Annotated in this window: 17 protein-coding genes; 7 read left to right on the top strand and 10 right to left on the bottom strand. The window is 69.5% G+C overall.

Annotated elements, in window-relative coordinates:
- Positions 1-20: 20 nt before the first annotated feature.
- Positions 21-1166 (top strand): ABC transporter ATP-binding protein, encoded by a 1146-nt coding sequence (locus tag EYW40_RS06090; RefSeq protein WP_135820744.1) that lies wholly within the window; start codon positions 21-23, stop codon positions 1164-1166.
- Here the strand turns inward: EYW40_RS06090 and fen are convergent.
- The 4 genes from fen to EYW40_RS06070 all read right to left on the bottom strand — a co-directional run bounded on the left by fen (position 1163) and on the right by EYW40_RS06070 (position 4647).
- Complete coding sequence (fen, locus tag EYW40_RS06085) at positions 1163-2143, bottom strand: flap endonuclease-1 (protein ID WP_135820743.1); 981 nt, start codon at positions 2141-2143, stop codon at positions 1163-1165. The two genes, EYW40_RS06090 and fen, sit on opposite strands and share 4 nt — an antisense overlap.
- A gap of 110 nt (positions 2144-2253) precedes the next feature.
- A complete protein-coding gene (locus EYW40_RS06080; protein WP_135820742.1) occupies positions 2254-3012 on the bottom strand; it encodes a VOC family protein in 759 nt (252 codons plus the stop codon).
- 91 nt (positions 3013-3103) lie between these two features.
- A complete protein-coding gene (locus EYW40_RS06075) occupies positions 3104-3541 on the bottom strand; it encodes a TIGR04206 family protein (protein ID WP_135820741.1) in 438 nt (145 codons plus the stop codon).
- A complete protein-coding gene (locus EYW40_RS06070; RefSeq protein ID WP_135820740.1) occupies positions 3538-4647 on the bottom strand; it encodes an OBG GTPase family GTP-binding protein in 1110 nt (369 codons plus the stop codon). Before EYW40_RS06070 ends, EYW40_RS06075 begins: the two co-directional genes overlap by 4 nt.
- 148 nt (positions 4648-4795) lie before the next feature.
- Between EYW40_RS06070 and EYW40_RS06065 the strand changes: the two genes are divergently transcribed.
- Entirely contained in the window at positions 4796-5005 is a 210-nt protein-coding gene (locus EYW40_RS06065; protein WP_135820739.1) for a VNG_1110C family protein, read from the top strand.
- Between the two features lie 24 nt (positions 5006-5029).
- On the opposite strand, the gene EYW40_RS06060 is transcribed toward EYW40_RS06065, so the two are convergent.
- From EYW40_RS06060 to glpK, 4 genes are all read right to left on the bottom strand, one after another.
- The gene (locus EYW40_RS06060; protein ID WP_135820738.1) at positions 5030-5290 is read right to left on the bottom strand and encodes a hypothetical protein; all 261 of its coding nucleotides are present in this window, start codon (positions 5288-5290) and stop codon (positions 5030-5032) included.
- Positions 5291-5349: 59 nt separating this feature from the next.
- Positions 5350-6024 (bottom strand): phosphoglycolate phosphatase, encoded by a 675-nt coding sequence (locus tag EYW40_RS06055; RefSeq protein ID WP_135820737.1) that lies wholly within the window; start codon positions 6022-6024, stop codon positions 5350-5352.
- Positions 6025-6109: 85 nt separating this feature from the next.
- On the bottom strand, positions 6110-7168 hold the full coding sequence (locus EYW40_RS06050; RefSeq protein ID WP_135822020.1) for a DUF7973 family transport facilitator: 1059 nt from the start codon (positions 7166-7168) through the stop codon (positions 6110-6112).
- Positions 7169-7182: 14 nt separating this feature from the next.
- Complete coding sequence (gene glpK / locus EYW40_RS06045) at positions 7183-8724, bottom strand: glycerol kinase GlpK (protein ID WP_135820736.1); 1542 nt, start codon at positions 8722-8724, stop codon at positions 7183-7185.
- 243 nt (positions 8725-8967) lie between these two features.
- Between glpK and glpA the strand changes: the two genes are divergently transcribed.
- The 5 genes from glpA to EYW40_RS06020 all read left to right on the top strand — a co-directional run bounded on the left by glpA (position 8968) and on the right by EYW40_RS06020 (position 15252).
- Positions 8968-10698 (top strand): anaerobic glycerol-3-phosphate dehydrogenase subunit GlpA, encoded by a 1731-nt coding sequence (gene glpA / locus EYW40_RS06040; protein ID WP_135820735.1) that lies wholly within the window; start codon positions 8968-8970, stop codon positions 10696-10698.
- On the top strand, positions 10688-12001 hold the full coding sequence (gene glpB / locus EYW40_RS06035; protein ID WP_135820734.1) for a glycerol-3-phosphate dehydrogenase subunit GlpB: 1314 nt from the start codon (positions 10688-10690) through the stop codon (positions 11999-12001). Before glpA ends, glpB begins: the two co-directional genes overlap by 11 nt.
- On the top strand, positions 11998-13335 hold the full coding sequence (locus EYW40_RS06030) for an anaerobic glycerol-3-phosphate dehydrogenase subunit C (RefSeq protein WP_135820733.1): 1338 nt from the start codon (positions 11998-12000) through the stop codon (positions 13333-13335). The genes glpB and EYW40_RS06030 overlap by 4 nt, the downstream gene beginning before the upstream one ends.
- 9 nt (positions 13336-13344) lie before the next feature.
- A complete protein-coding gene (locus EYW40_RS06025; RefSeq protein WP_135820732.1) occupies positions 13345-14493 on the top strand; it encodes a Cdc6/Cdc18 family protein in 1149 nt (382 codons plus the stop codon).
- Positions 14494-14562: 69 nt separating this feature from the next.
- A complete protein-coding gene (locus tag EYW40_RS06020; protein WP_135820731.1) occupies positions 14563-15252 on the top strand; it encodes a hypothetical protein in 690 nt (229 codons plus the stop codon).
- 116 nt (positions 15253-15368) lie between these two features.
- Here the strand turns inward: EYW40_RS06020 and EYW40_RS06015 are convergent, their stop codons facing one another.
- Together EYW40_RS06015 and EYW40_RS06010 are read right to left on the bottom strand one after the other, a co-directional pair.
- Positions 15369-16112 (bottom strand): zinc ribbon domain-containing protein, encoded by a 744-nt coding sequence (locus EYW40_RS06015; protein ID WP_135820730.1) that lies wholly within the window; start codon positions 16110-16112, stop codon positions 15369-15371.
- 179 nt (positions 16113-16291) lie between these two features.
- On the bottom strand, positions 16292-17233 hold the full coding sequence (locus tag EYW40_RS06010; protein WP_135820729.1) for a DUF368 domain-containing protein: 942 nt from the start codon (positions 17231-17233) through the stop codon (positions 16292-16294).

Raw genomic sequence — 17233 nt, 5'->3', positions numbered from 1 at the left:
ACCCACACACGACCTAACATATGGCAGAACTCACACTCGACCACGTGACGAAAGTGTTCGTCGACGACGACGGGAGCGACATCGTCGCCGTCGACGACGTGTCCGCCGACATCGACGACGGTGACTTCCTCGTGCTCGTCGGCCCGTCGGGCTGCGGGAAGTCGACGACCCTGCGGATGGTCGCCGGACTCGAATCGATCACCGACGGCGAGATACGCCTCGGCGGCTCCCTGCTGAACGACAAGAAGCCGTCCGAGCGCGACATCGCGATGGTGTTCCAGTCGTACGCCCTGTACCCGCACATGACCGTGCGGACGAACATGGCGTTCGGCCTCCAGGAGTCGACGGACATGCCCGACGACGAGATCGACGCCCGCGTCGAGGAGGCCGCGGAGATGATGGGCATCGACGACCTGCTGGACCGGAAGCCCCGAGACCTCTCGGGCGGCCAGCAACAGCGCGTCGCGCTGGGCCGCGCCATCGTCCGGGACCCCGAAGTGTTCCTCATGGACGAGCCGCTCAGCAACCTGGACGCGAAGCTCCGCTCGCAGATGCGGACGGAGCTCCAGCGCATCCAGGAGGACCTGGGGACGACGACGATCTACGTCACCCACGACCAGACCGAGGCGATGACGATGGGCGACCAGATCGCCGTCCTCGACGACGGGAAGCTCCAGCAGGTCGGCACGCCCCTGGAGTGTTACCACGAGCCGAACAACCGCTTCGTCGCCGGCTTCATCGGCGAGCCGTCGATGAACTTCTTCGAGGTGGAGAACGCCGACGGCACGCTCGTCGGGGAGGGCTTCGAGTACCCGCTGTCCCGCGAGACGGCCGCGGCCGTCGAGGGGAAGAAAGACCTCACGCTCGGGGTCCGCCCGGAGGACATCGAGGTGACGACCGACGGCTCCGGCGAGCACGACTTCGCGACGACCGTCGACGTCGTCGAGCCGATGGGCGACGAGAACAACGTGTACCTCACGTTCGACGGGAGCGACAGCGGCCGGACCTTCGTCGTCACCGTCGACGGGATGCGCCGCGTCGAGGCCGGCCAGTCCGTCGTCGCGCACGTCCCCGAGGACGCGGTCCACATCTTCGACGGCCGCACCGGCGAGGCGCTGTGGAACCGCCGGCTCGACGCCGTCGAGACGCTCGAACCGCAGGTCTAGGTCCAGCGGTCGAGTCCCGTCTGACTCGTCGACTCCTCGATCCGCTCGAAGCCGCGTTCGACCTCGCTTTCGCTGACGCCCCACTCGTCGACCACGTACTCGCGAGCGGCCGCGACGTCAGGCGACAGCGTCGTCTCGAACTCGTACTCGTCGGTGACCGAGGGGTTCAGGAACAGCGTCCGCACCACGTCGGCGTTCTCGACGTAGGCGTCGCGGGCCTCCAGTACGCCCCAGAGGTCGCCGTGTTCCTTCACCGCCGAGACGGCGGTCTTCGGGCCGATGCCCTTGACGCCCTCGTTGAAGTCCGTGCCACAGAGGATCCCGGCGTCGACGAGCTGTTCCCAGGTGAAGTCGTGTTCGGCGAGCGTCGCCTCGAAGTCCATCAGTTCGGGGTCGCCCTTGCTCGTCAGCTGGCGGAGCGTCTCGGGCGCGCCGAACAGCAGGGCGTCGTAGTCCTCCGTCCCGGCGTAGTCGACGTCGCCCCGCCGGGCCATGTGGGCGGCCTGCGCCTCGCCCTCCGCCGGGGCCTCGACCTGGGGCACGTCGAGCAGGTCGAGCAGCTCCCGCGTCGTCCGGTGGATGACGTCGGTGAGCCGCTGTGTCTGGGAGTCCAGCCGGGCCGCCTCGACGGCGTCGCCGCGCTCGCGGGCCTCGGCCAGTTGCTCCTCGCGCTGCTCGCGGGCCTCGCGGCGCTCCGCTATCTCGTCGGCCTTCAGCTCCGAGGGGCCGCCGTCCCAGACGAACACCGGCGTCACGTCGCCCTCGAAGAACTTCGGCAGGCCCTGGACGACGCCGATCAGGTTCGCCACCTCGGTGCCGTCGGCGGTCGTGTACGCGCCGTCCTCGGTCCACCGCACCGTCGTCGTCAGGTAGCGGTACAGCCAGTTGTGCGCGTCCACGCCGACGACGCTCCCCGCGAGGTCGTCGAACGGCACCGTCTCGATGACGGCCAGGTCGCGCAGGTCAGCGTTTCCCATCGCCCCCACGTAGGGGAGCGACGGCTTGAAAGGTTGGCATCCGGGGCGCGAGGAGAGCGGGTCGGTCGGGGGTTGTTGTCGGTCGATGCGGGAGCGACGTGGGCGGGGTTTCAGTCCGCCGTGACTATCTCGACTTCGCGGCCGTCCGGGTCCTTGGTGAAGGCGTAGCGCATGTCGCAGGACTCGGGGTCGCGGTAGTCCTCGGCGTCCCGCCGCATCGCGGTGTCCCAGAAGCCCTGGAGGTCGTCGACCTCGACGGCGACGTGGCCCCACGCGTCGCCCACGTCGTAGGAGCGGCCGTCGTAGTTGTACGTGAGTTCGACCGACATCGCCTCGTCGGCGGCGTCGGCGGGCTTCATGAAGTACAGCGCGAAGGAGTCGTGCTCGCTCCGGCGGAACATCTCGTAGTCGAGCACGCGGGTGTACCAGCCGATCGCCTCCTCGGCGTTCTCGACGCGGATCATCGTGTGGTCGAGGCTCCAGCGCGCCCCGTGGTCGCGCTCGACGATCTCTATCTCGTGGCCGTCGGGGTCTTTCACGAACGCGTACTCGCCGCCACAGGAGTCGGGGTCGCGGTAGTCCTCGACGCCGGCGTCCATCAGTTCCTCGTAGGCGTCGTACACGTCCTCCGTGCGGACGGCGATGTGGCCCCAGGCGTCGCCCATGTCGTAGGAGCGGCCGTCGTGGTTGTACGTGAGTTCGAGCAGCGCGCCCTCGTCGTGGGCGTCCTCGGGGCCGAGGAACACGTTGGTGAACGTGTCGGCCTCCCAGCGGCCCTTCTCCTCGTAGTCGAGATGTGTCCGGTACCAGTCCAGCGATGCATCCAGGTCCTCGACGCGCATCATCGTGTGGTCGAGCGGTGCGCTCATACCCCTACGTACCGTCGCTCGCTCGAAAAGGGTACCGGAAGGGGCGGGCGGTTCCGGCGATCGCTCGGTGCGAGCGGGTCCCACGCGGCGGCTACCCGGGCACTGCGATCCGCCGGAGGTCGCCGGCGTGGAACCACCAGGCGACGACGAACAGCGCCACGGGGCCGACCGGCAGCGTGGTGACCCCGGCGTGGTCCGTCCCGAGCGAGAAGCGGAGGTGAGCGACGGCAGCGACCACCAACAGCGCCGCGGTGACGCGGCGGTCCTCGCGGCCGGCCGCGGTTCCGAGCGCGGCGCTCGTGAGCGCGAGGGCGTAGACGGCCGTGCCGACGCCCCACGCCGTCAGGTGGGGCGGGAGCGCCGCGGCGTTGGTGTGGACGAGGAAGTAGTCGGTCACGAGCACCACCCCGCCGGGGTCGGGCGAGTACAGCCCCCACGGGAAGACGAATCCGCTGCCGCCGGGGTAGAGCGTCACGGTCCAGGGGAAAAGCGCCAGCGCGAGGACGGCCGCCGTGCGGCGGCGCGTCACTTGCGGGTGATCAGCCGGAGGACGTCCTCGTCGGCGAGTTCGTGGTCGGTGCCGACCTGCTGTTCGTCGTGTTTCGCGCTGGGCCCGGAGACGCGGGCGAAGCGAAAGCGGTCCTCGAACTCGCCGCCGAGCTTGTGGCAGGCGTCCTCGACCGTCGCCCCCTCGAAGAGGACGAGCGGCTCCTCGTAGTCGACGCCGCGGCCGGGCTTGTCCATGTAGATCCGCATCAGGCCGAGTTCCTCCCAGATGCGCTCGGCGAGGGCGTCGAGGCCCTTCTCCTCCTCGGCGCTGATGAACACGGCGTCGTCCGGGTCTATGTCGTGGGCGCGGAGGTTGTCATTGACGGTTTCGAGGTAGTCGGGGTCGATGAGGTCGGCCTTGTTGACGGTGACGACGGAGGGGATGTACTCGCGGTTGTCCATCACGCCGTCGATGAGCCGGTCGATATCGAGGTTCTCGCCGATCGCCACGTCGGCGTTGATGTAGTCGTGTTCCCGGAGGACGCCCTTGATCGCGTCCTCGGAGATGTCGAGGTCGACGCTGGCGTTTATCTTCAGGCCGCCCTTGCCCTTCTTGGTGATCGACACGCGGGGAGGCTCCTGATCGAGCCGGATCTTGTTCGCGTACAGTTCCTCGCGGAGCCGTTCGTACTGGTCGATCTCGAAAGCGGAGAGGACGAACACGGCCAGGTCGGCGGCCCGGACGACCGAGAGCACTTCCTGGCCGCCGCCGCGGCCGCTCGCGGCCCCCTCGATGAGCCCCGGGACGTCGAGCATCTGGATGTTCGCGCCGTTGTACTGGAGCATGCCGGGGTTGACGTCCAGCGTCGTGAACTCGTAGGAGCCGACCTCGCTGTCGGCGTTGGTCATGGCGTTCAGAAGCGTCGACTTGCCGACGCTGGGGAACCCGACGAGCGCGACCGTCGCGTCGCCGTGTTTCTCGACGTGGTAGCCGGTGCCGCCGCCGGCGGAACTCTGATTTTCGAGCTTCTCCTTTTTCTCGGCGAGCTTGGACTTCAGGCGTCCGATGTGGGCCTCGGTGGATTTGTTGTACGGAGTGGTGGCTATCTCCTCCTCTAGCTCCTGTATCTCCTCTTCGAGCCCCATCGTACGCCAGTCGGCCGCCGACGCCGAAAAAGGCTTCCTTCCGGGGCGATGCCGGCACGGCCCGGGTTCGGGGCGGACGCCGGCCGCTGCGGGAACCGGGACACTTCGACACGTTAATATCACGGCCACCGTTCGGAACGGATAGAGTATGCCGGACCCGTCCAGGCTCCGAGACAGCACCCAGATCGTCCTCCCCACCGACGACCTGGACGGGTCGGCCGGCCTGAAGGACGGGCTTCAGGAGGAGTTCGTGGTGAGCATCTACGAGGAGGAGGGCTACTACCGCATCATCGGCAGCCCCGTGGAGATAAAGGGAGCCAGCAAGTACCTCTCGCGACACGGCATCAGCCTGCCGTAGTCGGCGGCGGTCCCCGGTCAGCCGTCACAGCAGGAACTGTCCCAGTAGCCCGACGACTCCGACCACCGCCCCCGCCGCGGCGATCAACGGCGTCGGCCGGGATTCGAGCACCGACGCGCCGAGGAGCGCGCCGACCCCGACAACCACGAGTAGCCCCCCGCCCGCGTACTGCAGGACCGCGGACGGGGAGAACAGTTCCGGCCCGCTCACGAGAAACAGCGGGATGGCGGCGATCACGGCCCCGAACACGACGTAGCCGACCGCAGTTACGCTCCGGGTTCCCATGGGGGAGCCGTGAAGGAACGCGCCAATAAGTGTTTCTGGATTGAGAGCTGTGGCGGCGTTCAGTCCCCGCCGACCGCGGCGAGCGCTTCGAGGAACCCCTCCCCGTGTGCGCCCTCGGTGATGACGTCCGCGGCGGCGGTCGCCGCCGCGTCGGCGTTGGCGACGGCGTAGCTCCGGCCGACGCACTCGAACGTCGACACGTCGTTCTCGCTGTCGCCGACGGCGACGAAGTCGGCCGGTTCGTGGGGCAGGGACTCACAGAGCGCCGCCAGCCCCGCGCCCTTGCTCACATCCGGCGACTTGACGTGGTAGGCGTAGCCCGTGTCGACGACCGTCAGCCCGTGGTCGGCGGCGAGTTCCTCCAGCGGTTCGAGCGGCGCGGTCCGGCGCACGGCGATCTCCGTCTCCCGCCAGCGGTTGATCAGGTCGGCGTCGCCCCAGCCGAGGTCGTGGCCGAGCGCGACGAACTCCTCGGCGACGGCCCGGGCGGCCTCGCGCTCGCCGACGACCGACACGTCGTCGCGGGTGCAGACGACGCCGCCGTTCTCCGCGATCACCAGCTCCTCGATGCCGACGAACTGACAGAGCGCGACGGGGTAGGGAAACGACTTCCCGGTTGCGACGACCACGTCGGCCGGCCAGTCGCGGATCGCGTCGAACGTCCGCGGGTCGAGGCCGCCGTCGGGGCGGGTCAGCGTGCCGTCGATGTCGACCGCGAGCGGGGGAGCGTCCATACCACCCGGTCGCGTCGGGAGCTACTTAACCGGCCGCAAACGCCGCCGCTGGGGACGGGTGCGTTCCAAAAAATTCGGGACCGCCTCAGAGGCCGAGGTAGCCCGAGTTCGGCAGCAGGTCCGCCAGGTAGAGGACGCCGATCGCCAGCGAGTAGATGAAGATGGACATCGCGGGCGGGTCGACGTGGGTCCCGGAGTGGGCGTAGAAGAGCCGCTGGGTGATCTCCCCCAGCAGCGCGCCGACGACGCCGCCGGCGATGGCGGCGAGCATCACGACGAGTTCGCTGCCGGTCCCGCCCGCGGCGACGACGGCGAACGTCGACCCCCCGAGCGTGATGTGGTGGGTGACCGGGAAGTTCTCGACGCCGAGGTTGAGAAACAGCAGGCTGGCCGCGGAGATGCCGTACGCCATGAAGATGCTGCCGGTCATGATCCACGTCCAGCCGCCAAGCGCGCCGCCGACGAGGCCGATGGCCGTGACGCCGGACCACTTGTACTGCTGTGGGAGCCACGGTTCGACCGCGAGTCGGCCGCTACCGTCGCCGCGTTCCTCCTCGCGCTCGAACGGCCCCATGTCGAAGTAGCCGCTCCCGCCGGCACTCCCGACGACCGGGTAGCCGAAGGCCGGCCGCGCGAGGAACGCCGTGGCGAACACCGCGAAGGCGATGGTGTCGAACGGGAGCGCCAGGTTGTTGCCGATCCGCACTATCAACATCCCGAGCACGCCGAACACAGCGCCGACGGCGAGGATGTCCGGCTTCGTGCCGAACGCGTAGAGGATGTTCTTCCCGAAGTGGAAGTCCCAGCCGGCCGGCTCCATCTCGGGATACTTCATGCCCGCGTACGCGGTGGCCGCCACGCCGCCGGCGAAGGCGACGTGCGGGCCGGTGACCGGCCCGAACCCGATCGTTCCGGTGACGCCGGCCGCGAGGTCCGTGCCGCCGAGGCTGTTGAACTCCGACCCGGTCCCGCTGAGCACGGCTAGACCCTCGCCGAGCAGGACAACGAAGCCGGTGAACACGAACGACGGCAGCGCGCCGATCGCCGCGCCGAACGCGCCGCCCGCCGCAGCCGCGAGCACCAGCACGATGAAATGCTCCGCTTCGATACCGACGACCGGGACCTGCAGGACCGCCGCCGACAGCTCAGCGACCATCCTCACTCACCACCGTCCTGCGCCCAGCCTTTCGCGCGCTCGACGGCGTCGCCCCAGCGGCCGTACATCTCGTCGGCCTTCGAGCGGTCCATGTCGGGTTCGAACTCGCGGTCGACCTGCCAGTTGTCGCGGAGTTCGTCGACGGACTCCCAGTAGTCGACCGCCAGCCCGGCGGCGTACGCCGAGCCGAGCGCGGTCGTCTCGTCGACCTCCGGCCGCGCGATGTCGGTGTCGATGATGTCGGCCTGGAGCTGACAGAGGTAGTTGTTCTTGACCGCGCCGCCGTCGACCCGCAGCGTCGCCATGTCGATGCCGGAGTCGGCCTCCATGGCCTCGGCCACGTCGCGGGTCTGGTAGGCGATCGATTCGAGCGTCGCGCGGACGATGTGCTCGCGGCGGGTGCCACGCGTCATCCCGAGGATGGTGCCGCGGGCGCGCTGGTCCCAGTGGGGCGCGCCGAGGCCCGTGAACGCAGGCACGACGTACACCCCGTCGGTGGAGTCGACGCTCCGCGCGAGTTCGGCCGTCTCGGCGGCGTTCTCGATGAGGTCGACGTCCTCCAGCCACTCGATGGCCGCGCCGGTGACGAAGATCGACCCCTCAAGGGCGTACTGGACCGGTTCGCCCGAGCGCTGGAAGCCGATCGTCGTCAGCAGCCCGTGGTCGCTCGCGACGGCGTCGTTGCCGGTGTTCATCAGGAAGAAGGAGCCGGTGCCGTACGTGTTCTTCGCGTCGCCCTCGTCGAAGCAGGTCTGGCCGAACAGCGCGGCCTGCTGGTCGCCGAGCGCGCCGGCGACCGGTATCTCGGCTTCGAGGAACCCGTCGGGGTCGGTGTGGCCGTAGAGGTCCTCGTCGCTGGAGGGGCGGACCTCCGGCAGCATCTCGCGGGGTACGTCGAACTCATCGAGCAGTTCGTCGTCCCACTCCAGGTCGCGGATGTTGTACAGCATCGTCCGAGACGCGTTTGTCACCTCGGTGATGTGGTTGCCCGTGAGGTTGTAGATGAGCCAGGTGTCTATCGTCCCGAACAGGATGTCCCCGTCGGCGGCCCGTTCATGGATGTCGGCGGGCCGTGCGCGCTGGGTCTTGATCGGGTCGGCGTTCTCCAGCAGCCACTCGGCCTTCGTCGCCGAGAAGTACGCGTCGGCCTCCAGCCCGGTCTTCTCGCGGATCTCCTCGACCTTGCCGGCCTCCTCCAGTTCCTCGACGCGGTCGGTCGTCCGTCGGTCCTGCCAGACGATGGCGTTGTGGATCGGTCGACCGGTGTCGGCGTCCCACAGGAGCGTCGTCTCGCGCTGGTTCGTGATCCCGAGCGCCTCCAGCTGGTCGGCCTCGACGCCCGCGTCCTCGAGCGCGCGGGTCACGACCGTCTTCGTGTTCTCCCAGATCTCCATCGGGTCGTGTTCCACCCAACCCGGCTCCGGGTAGATCTGTTCGTGTTTCTCGTACGCGTTCGCGACCACCTGACCGCTGTGGTCGAACACCATGAAGCGCGTGCCAGTCGTCCCCTGGTCGACCGCGCCCACATATGTTTCGTTTGACATTTTTCTTTCACCAGTGGTAGCGCCGGCTCGTGCCGGACTGACGGCACCGTGATATCTTTATCGTTGGTACCGCTCTATCAGTAAACAGTACGCACTTTCATTATAAAACTTTCCCTGAGTCCGGGATAGACGGGACTATTCGGGAGATATTCGCAAAACTACCGGACAGATTCGGATCGTTTACTGTCCAATCGCATGTGGCGGTAAAGTAAAGTGGGAGCGACCCCACGTCCCAGGAAACGGATGACTCACACCACCGAGGTTCTCGTGATCGGCGGGGGGTCGACGGGGACAGGGATCGCCCGTGACCTCGCGATGCGGGGGGTCGACGTGACCCTCGTCGAGCAGGGGAACCTCACGCACGGGACGACGGGGCGGATGCACGGCCTGCTCCACAGCGGCGGGCGGTACGCCGTGTCCGACCAGGCCAGCGCGACGGAGTGCATCGAGGAGAACCGCGTCCTCCGGGACATCGCGAGCCACTGCGTCGAGGAGACCGGCGGCCTGTTCGTCCAGCGCCCCGAGGACTCCGACGAGTACTTCCGGGAGAAGTTGGAGGGGTGTCGGGAGTGTGGCATCCCGGCCGAGGAACTCACCGCCGCGGAGGCCCGCGAGGTCGAACCGTACCTCGCCGGCGACGTGAAACGTGCGATCAAGGTGCCCGACGGGGCGATCGACCCGTTCCGCCTCTGTGTCGCCAACGCGGTCAGCGCCGAGAACCACGGCGCACGCATCGAGACCCACGCCGAGGTGGTCGACCTGCTCGGCGACGAGGACGACGTGACCGGGGTGAAGGTCCGCCACGAGAGCGGCCCCGGCAAGCGCGAGCACGCGACCCCGGGCACGACCGAGGAGATGCACGCCGACTACGTCGTCAACGCGACGGGCGCGTGGGCGGGACAGATCGGCGACATGGCCGGCGTCGACGTGGAGGTCCGACCGTCCAAGGGCGTGATGGTCGTGATGAACTGCCGGCAGGTCGACACCGTCGTCAACCGCTGCCGGCCGAAGGGCGACGCCGACATCGTCGTCCCCCACGAGACGACCGCTATCCTCGGCACGACCGACGAGGAGGTCGAGGACCCCGCGGAGTACCCCGAGGAGGGGTGGGAGGTCGACCTGATGATCGACACGCTCTCCGAACTCGTCCCCATCCTGGAGGAGGCCCGGACGGTGCGGTCGTTCTGGGGCGTCCGCCCGCTGTACGAGCCGCCGGACGTCGGCAGCGAGGACCCGACCGACATCACGCGGGACTACTTCCTGCTGGACCACGAGGAGCGAGACGACCTGCGCGGCCTCACCTCCATCGTCGGCGGGAAGTTCACCACCTACCGGATGATGGCCGAGGAGATAAGCGACCACGTCTGCGAGCAACTGGGCGTCCGCGGGGAGTGTCGCACCGCCGACGAGCCCCTGCCGGGCAGCGAGCACCCGGGGAACCTGGACGCCGCGATGGACCGCTTCGGCCTGCGCTCGCCGGTCGCCCGCCGGAGCACCCAACGGCTCGGCTCCCGCACGGAGGAGGTGCTGGCCTCCGCGGACCCGAACCCCGTGGTCTGTGACTGCGAGGCCGTCACCCGCGCCGAGGTGCAGGACGCCATCGCGTCGGCCGGCACGGACCTCAACGCCGTCCGCATCCGGACGCGCGCGTCGATGGGCAACTGCCAGGGCGGCTTCTGCTGTCACCGGATGGCCGCGGAGCTCCACCCCGAGTACGACGAGCCGACCGCCCGGGAGGCGCTGGACGAACTGTTCCAGGAGCGCTGGAAGGGCGAGGTCCACGCGCTGTGGGGCGAACAGCTCTCGCAGGCCGCGCTCAACTACGCGCTCCACGCCACGACGATGAACCGCGACCGCGACCCCGCGAGGACGGGCGGCGTCGACTACGCCGCCTTCGACGATGGCCCGGGCGCGCCGGACGCCGCCGGCGAGGGTCGCGGCGTCGCCACCGACGGGGGCGACCATGGCGATTAGGGACGACGTGCTGGTGGTCGGCGGCGGCCTCGCGGGCGTCGCCGCCGCGCTCGCCGCCAGCGAGCACGCGGACGTGCGCCTGATCTCCCACAAGCAGAGCACGCTCCGGCACGCCAGCGGCCTCGTCGACGTGCTCGGCTACCCGCCCGAGGGCGGCGAGGACGCCGACCCGATCGCGGAGCCGTTCGACGCGCTGGCCGACCTGCCGGAGGGCCACCCCTACGAGCGCGTCGGCGCGGACGCCGTCCGCGAGGGGCTGGCGCTGTTCGACGACGCCGTGGGCGACACGTACGTCGGCAGTCACACCGACCGGAACGCGCTCGTGCCGACCCACGGCGGCACGGTCAAGCCGACGGCGCGCTACCCGAAGTCGGCCGCCGCCGGCCTCGCGAGCGACGGCCGGGACGCGCTGCTGGTCGGGTTCGCCGCGCTGACCGACTTCGACGCGCCGCTCGCGGCCGACCACCTCGCGGCCGCCGGCGTCCCGTTCGAGGCCCGCGGGGCCACGGTCCGGTTCCCCGGCGAGTTCCGCGACGACGCGAAGGTGACGCGGTACGCCCACGCGCTGGACCGGAACGAGGACCTGAACGGGGTGCCCGCCCGCACGGCGCTCGCCGAGGCGGTCAAGCCCCACCTCGACGGCGAGGAGCGCGTCGGCTTCCCGGCGGTACTGGGCGACGACGACCCGTGTGGCGTCCGCGCGTCGCTCGCGGAGAAACTCGACGCGGACGTGTTCGAGGTGCCGATGGGGCCGCCGAGCCTCCCCGGCCTCCGGCTGGAGGACCGACTCTACGCCGCGCTGGCCGAGGCCGGCGTCCACGCGGAGACCGGCAACCCCGCGGTGGAGGTGGAGGCCGAGGACGGCCGGATCCGCGCGGTGGTCGTCGACCGAACCGGCCGGCCGGTGCCGTACCACGCCGACCAGTTCGTGCTGGCGACGGGCGGCCTCGTCGGCAAGGGCATCGACTCCGACCGCGAGGCGGTCCGGGAGCCGATTTTCGACTGCCACGTGCCACACCCGTCGGACCGCTACGACTGGTTCGACGCGGACGCGTTCGGCGACCACCCCTTCGCCCGCTTCGGGGTCGACGTCGACAGCGACCTGCGCCCGCGGGCGGCCGACGGGACGGCGGAGTACGGGAACCTGCGGGCCGCTGGGGGCGTCCTCGGCGGCTACGACTTCGCGGCCGAGAAGTCCGGCGGCGGCGTCTCCCTCGCGACCGGCTACGCCGCCGGGACGGCGGCAGGGAGGGCAGCGGGCGGCGAGACGAGCGACGCGGCGATCCCCGGTGATACCACATGAGCGACGCAGAATCCCCCGACGACGACTTCGAACCGGTACAGGTGTTCGGCGACGAGACGGAGATGGACCTTCGCCCCGGCTCCGACGACTGCTACAAGTGCTCGACCTGCGACACGAACTGCCCCGTCGCCGAGGTCGAGGACGAGTTCCCCGGGCCGAAGTTCCAGGGCCCCGAGCAGTGGCGGCTGAAGCGCAAGGGGGACCACGACATCGACGACTCCGTGATGAAGTGTTCGAACTGCATGCGCTGTGACGGCGCGTGCCCGTCGAACGTCCCGCTGAGCCAGATGCACAACACGGCCCGCGGGGAGTACGTCGACGAGCAGATGGACAAACTCTCCGTCGAGTACCTGCGCAACCGCATGCTCTCGAACTACCGCCTGCTCGCGAGCCTCGGGAGCAAGGTCCCCCGCCTCGCGAACTTCGTGATGGGGCTGGGCGTCACCTCGTGGCTCGGCGAGAAGGTGATGGGCATCCCCAGCGAGCGGGAGATGCCGGAGTTCGCGACCCAGACGTTCCGGGAGTGGTGGAGCGAGCGAGGTGGCAACGCCACCTCGAAGGAGCGAGCGCGGGAGGCGCGAGCAGAGCGAGGTGGCTCGCAGGTCTCGAACCCCGACAAACGCGTCGCCTACTTCCACGGCTGCTACGCCAACTACAACACGCCCGAGGTGGGCAAGGCGATGGTGCGCGTGTTCGAGTCGTTCGGCTACGAGGTCATGGTCCCGCCCCAGCGCTGTTCGGGCACGCCGATGTTCGCGAACGGAATGCTGGACGACGCCCGGCGCGCCGCCGAGACGAACGTCGAGGAGTTCGTCGCGGCCATCGGCGACGGCGCGGACGTGGTCGCCTCCTGTACCTCCTGTTCGATGTCGCTCCGCCAGGAGTACCCGGAACTGTTCGACCTCCACGGCATCGAGGACCTCTCGAACAACACGTACGAGGCCCTCGAGTACCTCCGGATCCACGAGGACCTGGAGGGCGAACTGGCGGACACCGAGGTCGACTTCCCCGACGTGGCCTACCACGCGCCGTGTCACGCCCGCAACCAGGGGCTGGAGGGCCAGGCCGTCGAGGTGACCGAGTCCATCGACGGCGTCGAGGCCCACGACGTGGGCGACTCCTGTTCGGGCATCAGCGGCACGTACGGCTGGAAGGAGGAGCACTACGACACGTCTATGAAGATCGGGGAGGAGATGTTCGAGCACATGGAGGCCGCCGACGCCGACACCGGGATGACCGAGTGCCCCACCTGCGCGATGCAGATGGAACACGGCACCGGCTACGAGATCAAGCACCCGCTCGAACTGCTGGAGACGGCGCTGGTCGAGGAGTGACACGGACAGATGGACATCACCGACCGTATCGCTCGGCGACAGACCCGGACGCGTGAGGGTGGCCTGATCCTCGACCGCGGGCCGCTGAACCCCGCGGTCCACCTGTCCGAACCCGTCGGTCGCGGCCCGGTGCTCGAACGCCTCCTCGACGTGTTGGACCCCGTGTTCCGCGACCGCCTCCCGGACGACGTCGCGGTGTACGGCCCGAAGGGAACCGGCAAGTCGGCGGTCGTCAGCGCCCTGCTGGCGGCGCTGAACGACCAGATCGGCCGCCGCCGCCAGCCGATCGGCACCACCACGCGTGCCGGCAGCGCCGAGGGGTCGGTCGGCTTCGTCCGCGTCGACGCCTATCGGGCCACCAGCGAGTTCCGCTTCTACCACACCCTCCTCAACGCCGTCGCGGACGACCCCGTCCCCGAGCGGGGCGTCGGGACGGAGACGCTCCGGGACCGCCTCCGCGACCACTTCGACACGCCGAAGCGCCGGGCGGTCGTCGCTGTCGACCACGTCAGCGACGCGGAGGACGTCACCGTCGCGGACGTCCGGCGGTGGCTCACCCCGGTCGAGGACTCCGTCTCGCTGGCGCTCGTCGGCCGGTCGGTCCCGCCGAGTTGGGAGGACGAGACGATCCACGTCCCGGCCTACCGGCAGCACGCGCTCGTCGACGTGCTCACCGCCCGCGCGTCGCAGGCCCTGGAGAACGGCGTCCTCCGCCACGGCCAGGCCCGGCGGATCGCGGAGTGGGCCGGTGGGGACGCCCACGACGCGCTCGCGGCCGCGTTCGGCGCGGCCGACGCCGCGGACCGGGCCGACGCCGACCGGATCCGGGCGAGCGACGTCGACGCCGGGATGGACGCGGTCCCGGACGACTGCGTCCACGTCGGCCGCGTGCTCGCGCTGCCCGAGAACCGCCAGCGCGTGCTCGCGACGCTGCTCGACCTCGACGGCCCGGCGACCGTCGACGAGGCGGCGACGGCGATAGCGGACCGCTCGGACCTGACCGCCAGCACGGTCAAGCGGTTCCTGTACGAACTCGCCGAGGCGGACGTCCTCGAACGCGTCGCGGCGAGCGACGCCGACGGGACCGGCCGCCGGCCGAGCCGGGTGGAGACGCGCTTCCCGACGCTCGTGTTCCGGCGGCTCTACGACGGCGGGTAGCCCGCCGGCCGGTTCCCAAACCCTTTAATACCTGTTGGAACACCGACATACGGGGCGATCCCACTCCGTATGGCACGCACGAACGGCGTTCGCGGGCTTCTGCTGGGGTTGGTGCTCGCCGCGCTCGTAGTCGTCGGGCTGTACACCGTCCTGCTCGGTGCCATGATCGACGCCGGCCCCATCGACAACGAGCCGTCCGCCGAGGACGCCGACGAAGCCGACGCCGACTGGACCGGCCTGGAGCTTTTCGGGGGCGTGCTCACACTCGTGGGGCTCGCCCACGTCGTCGTCATTCCGGTCTCGATGAACGCCGACACGAAGTACGTGGGGCGGGAGGCGGACTGGCAGCCACGGAGGGACGTCTGGGTCCCGCTGTCGCTCGTCCCGGGCGTGCAACTGGCCGTCGCCGCCGCGTATCTGGCGCGCCGGACGTACCGGCTCACCCTCAGACCGCGGCTGATCGGGCGTCGGGCGACTTCCGGCGGCGAGCCGGCCGAAACGGACGCGACGGGTTCCTCGGCCGAGGGGCAGGCCCCGGAGTCGGCGGCACCCACCTCCGTGCTCGGACGGGCCGTCCACGCACTCGAGTTCGGGTTCGACGCCCTCCTCTCGGTCGGGCTCTCGTATTTCCTCAGCATCGGCCCTATCTACGCTCTCGGTCAGGTGCTTGGAGGCACCGCGAAGGCAGTTCTTTTCCCCGTGATGCTGGTGCTGTGGTTCGTGCTCTGCCGGCGCATCTGGGCCTGGCGGCGACGGTGACGGGTCGGCCCCTTACTTGTCCGGTGTCCCGGACGCCGCCGATACCCGACATCCGGGGATAAGATCCCCCGATTCCCCGCCGTGTTCGACCGGAACTCGGCTTCCTGTCCCCGACCTCACTCGACTTGCAGCCGACGGGTGTGGTTGCAGTCGTTGCACTGGACCTCGATGCGGCCGTACTGTTCGGACCCGATTATGTTGACCCCCTCACCGTGGTGCACGTCCGCGACCTGCCCCTCTCGAACCAGCCACCCGTGACCACAGACCGGGCAGTTCATGTCGACGACCGTCCGCCGCGCCCGCTCCCGACGCCGCTTTCGCTTTCGCTCCTTCTTCCGTTGCTCCTTTTTCTCCTGTCTGTAGTTGTAGGACTCGTGTTGCTTCTGTGCGGCGCTGAACTCGCCGACGAACTGCTGCCGTATCTTATCGGCGTTTACCTTCATCCGCTGTCGGTACCACAGGCCACCGATCCCCCCCATCACAGCCGCCGGGATCCAGAGGGCCCAGGTGAGTATCCCCGGTAACCCGCTGAACAGGAGCCAGGCCCCGACCGGAATACCGACCCCGAACACGATGGCTCTGGTTTTGAACTTCCCGGTGCGGCCGCGCCGGTCCTCCGCGGCGTCGTTGCCACAGTTGGGACACGCCGTCCGGGTCGCGTCGATGATCGCGTCACATTCCGGACAACCCGCCTTCCGCGGCAGGTTACACGACGGACACTGTCTCGCCGGGGCGCTGCCGTCGCCGCCCGCCTGCGAGTAGTCAGTCCCACAGTCCGGGCAAGTCGGCCGCTTCTTGCCGCAGTACGAGCAGAACCACTCGTCGTTTTGGATCGTGGTCGAACACCGATCGCATTTCATCGTTACAACATGTAGATATGTCGTGCAAAAACGTTGTGATGTCCGGTCTCACGGACCAGGGGCTGCGGTATCGAGGTAGCCCAGATGAGCCGCGAACTGTCTCCGGGATCCGTGTGGTCGAACGGCGCGTTCGTCCCGCCCTTGGGCGGTCGGGGACTGCTAACCGACCGCCTGCCGTCTCACGCGTACTCCAGGTCGTCCGTGAGTACGTCCACCGCGACCACCAGCGTGCCGCCCGCGACGGCGGCGACGACGACGGTCACGGCGTCGGCGGTCACCGCCGCCAGCACGCGCTCCGCGGGGAGGCGGAGGCCGCCGACCATCAGGCTCACGAGGAAGGTCAGCGTCGCCGCGCGGTAGTTCGCGAGCGCCCAGTCGATCACCCGGGCGAGCGTGAGCAGGCCGGCGAGCGCCCCGAGGACGAACACGAGCACCGGCGGCGTGGCGGCGGCGACGGCCGACACCGACCCGTCGCCCGCGAGCCCGCCGAGCGCCCCGGTGAACTCCGTGAGCGCACCGAGCATGTACTCGTACTGCCCGAGCAGGATGAGCAGGAACGCCCCGGAGACGCCCGGCAGGATCATCGCACAGACCGCGACCGCGCCCGCAAGCAGGATCACGGGGAGGGCGTGGGACACCCCGGCGGAGGCCTCGCCGGAGACCGCGGCGGCGAGCACGACGCCGACGACGGCGACGCCGAGGCGGCGCGGGGTCGTCACGTCGACCTGCTCGTACAGCACCAGCGCCGACGCGCCGATGAGGCCGAAGAAGAAGGCGTACGCCGGTCCCGGATGCTGGTGGACGGTAGTCTCAAGCGCGTGGGCGAGGGTGACGACGGCCGTCAGCATCCCCGCGCCGAGCGTGAGCAGGAACGGCAGGTCCATCCGGACGAGCTGGTCCCACACCGCCGCCCGCGCGTCCGGGTCGTGGGGCCGGACGAGGTCACGGAGGGTCGCGGGGTCTATCGCCGTCAGCGCGGCGATGAGCCGCTCGTAGATCCCCGTGATCAGCGCGATGGTCCCGCCGGAGACGCCGGGCACCGTGTCGGCGCTGCCCATGAAAAACCCCTTCAGGTACACCGACGCCCACTCCCGGACGGTTCCGGCGGTCCCCGCGCTCAT

Source organism: Halostella litorea (assembly GCF_004785955.1).
GTDB lineage: Archaea > Halobacteriota > Halobacteria > Halobacteriales > Natronoarchaeaceae > Halostella > Halostella litorea.
The sequence above is the reverse complement of the archived record's forward strand: the minus strand, read 5'-3'. Positions and strand labels throughout refer to the sequence as shown.

Bases quoted from the DNA above. Each gene is read 5' to 3' on its own strand.
- EYW40_RS06025 (WP_135820732.1), top strand. From the start codon at position 13,345: ATGGACATCACCGACCGTATCGCTCGGCGACAGACCCGGACGCGTGAG.
- EYW40_RS06070 (WP_135820740.1), bottom strand. From the start codon at position 4,647: ATGGGGCTCGAAGAGGAGATACAGGAGCTAGAGGAGGAGATAGCCACC.
- EYW40_RS06055 (WP_135820737.1), bottom strand. From the start codon at position 6,024: ATGGACGCTCCCCCGCTCGCGGTCGACATCGACGGCACGCTGACCCGC.
- EYW40_RS06080 (WP_135820742.1), bottom strand. From the start codon at position 3,012: ATGAGCGCACCGCTCGACCACACGATGATGCGCGTCGAGGACCTGGAT.
- fen (WP_135820743.1), bottom strand. From the start codon at position 2,143: ATGGGAAACGCTGACCTGCGCGACCTGGCCGTCATCGAGACGGTGCCG.
- EYW40_RS06010 (WP_135820729.1), bottom strand. From the start codon at position 17,233: ATGAGCGCGGGGACCGCCGGAACCGTCCGGGAGTGGGCGTCGGTGTAC.
- glpK (WP_135820736.1), bottom strand. From the start codon at position 8,724: ATGTCAAACGAAACATATGTGGGCGCGGTCGACCAGGGGACGACTGGC.
- glpA (WP_135820735.1), top strand. From the start codon at position 8,968: ATGACTCACACCACCGAGGTTCTCGTGATCGGCGGGGGGTCGACGGGG.
- EYW40_RS06015 (WP_135820730.1), bottom strand. From the start codon at position 16,112: ATGAAATGCGATCGGTGTTCGACCACGATCCAAAACGACGAGTGGTTC.
- EYW40_RS06060 (WP_135820738.1), bottom strand. From the start codon at position 5,290: ATGGGAACCCGGAGCGTAACTGCGGTCGGCTACGTCGTGTTCGGGGCC.
- glpB (WP_135820734.1), top strand. From the start codon at position 10,688: ATGGCGATTAGGGACGACGTGCTGGTGGTCGGCGGCGGCCTCGCGGGC.
- EYW40_RS06065 (WP_135820739.1), top strand. From the start codon at position 4,796: ATGCCGGACCCGTCCAGGCTCCGAGACAGCACCCAGATCGTCCTCCCC.
- EYW40_RS06030 (WP_135820733.1), top strand. From the start codon at position 11,998: ATGAGCGACGCAGAATCCCCCGACGACGACTTCGAACCGGTACAGGTG.
- EYW40_RS06090 (WP_135820744.1), top strand. From the start codon at position 21: ATGGCAGAACTCACACTCGACCACGTGACGAAAGTGTTCGTCGACGAC.
- EYW40_RS06020 (WP_135820731.1), top strand. From the start codon at position 14,563: ATGGCACGCACGAACGGCGTTCGCGGGCTTCTGCTGGGGTTGGTGCTC.